This window comes from Clostridium sp. AM58-1XD, assembly GCF_003464085.1.
In the GTDB taxonomy this organism is placed as follows: Bacteria; Bacillota; Clostridia; order Lachnospirales; family Lachnospiraceae; genus Lachnoclostridium_A.
The window spans coordinates 1-1,033 of record NZ_QSDR01000080.1 but is presented as its reverse complement, the minus strand read 5'-3'; the positions used below and the strand labels follow the sequence as shown (position 1 = coordinate 1,033).

The 1,033-nt window shown below is 45.2% G+C and carries 2 tRNA genes and 2 rRNA genes; all 4 read left to right on the top strand.

The features are described 5' to 3' along the window. A 16S ribosomal RNA gene (locus tag DXA13_RS20650) occupies nucleotides 1-67 on the top strand; the annotation flags it as partial. A gap of 174 nt (nucleotides 68-241) precedes the next feature. After that, nucleotides 242-359 (top strand): 5S ribosomal RNA (rrf, locus tag DXA13_RS20645). 41 nt (nucleotides 360-400) lie between these two features. Next, nucleotides 401-474: transfer RNA gene (locus tag DXA13_RS20640), tRNA-Ile, on the top strand. Nucleotides 475-599: 125 nt separating this feature from the next. Then, nucleotides 600-672, top strand: a tRNA-Ala gene (locus DXA13_RS20635). The last annotated feature ends 361 nt before the right edge of the window (nucleotides 673-1,033 follow it).

Below are 1,033 nucleotides of genomic sequence, written 5' to 3'. Positions count from 1 at the left end.
ACCGATAACTGGGGTGAAGTCGTAACAAGGTAGCCGTATCGGAAGGTGCGGCTGGATCACCTCCTTTCTAAGGAAAAGAAGAAGTAAGGGTTTTATATACTGTTTAGTCCTCGATCAAGGGACGAAGAAAAAAGAAATAAAGAAGTTCTATTGCACTAAGCTCGTGAAAGACCTCGCAAAGTAGCAAAGAACAAGTTTCGTACGTAAGCATTTCAAAAACAAATGCTAAGTACTCAAACTTTCCGGTGGCGATGCGCTTGGGGGAAACACCCGTTTCCATCCCGAACACGACGGTTAAGACTCAAGCGGCCGATGGTACTATATTGGAGACGATATGGGAGAGCAGGTGGCTGCCGGATCAAAAGAAAAAAATCATCCGAGAGGATGTTTTTATAAGGAAGGGCTTATAGCTCAGCCGGTTAGAGCGCACGCCTGATAAGCGTGAGGTCGGTGGTTCGAGTCCACTTAAGCCCACTGCCTATGAAAATAGGGCAGTGGAAGAATCCTTGGAAGAGAGGAAAGGCCCACTTAAAAGAAAAGAGAAAAATAAATAGGGATCGCCTCAGAGAAGAAATCGAAGAGGGAGGACCCGCATCCGTGGGGGTGTAGCTCAGTTGGGAGAGCACCTGCCTTGCAAGCAGGGGGTCAAGAGTTCGAATCTCTCCATCTCCACTCGGTATTGAAAATCGATTCGATAACAGATACCGTAACGTCGTGCTGACGTATGCACATCGGAAACGAATGTTCCTCAGTCGCGTGCAGGCACGCTATCAAATCGAATATTCCGTCTTTCTTATGAAAGCAAGCTTTCAGCGAAAGCCAGAACATTGGATTTGGCATACGTACCTTGAAAACCGCATATTGAAATGAAATGATAAATCGTAAAGAAATATCAAGACATCCGAGGTCATGCTTTTTATGAAAGTAAAAGGCATGTCAAAAGAAACAATAACAAACGAACCAAAACGCCAGGGGATATAACGCTATATATCCTTAGGAACTGATTCCACCCGTAAAAAGGGGATCAGGGCCA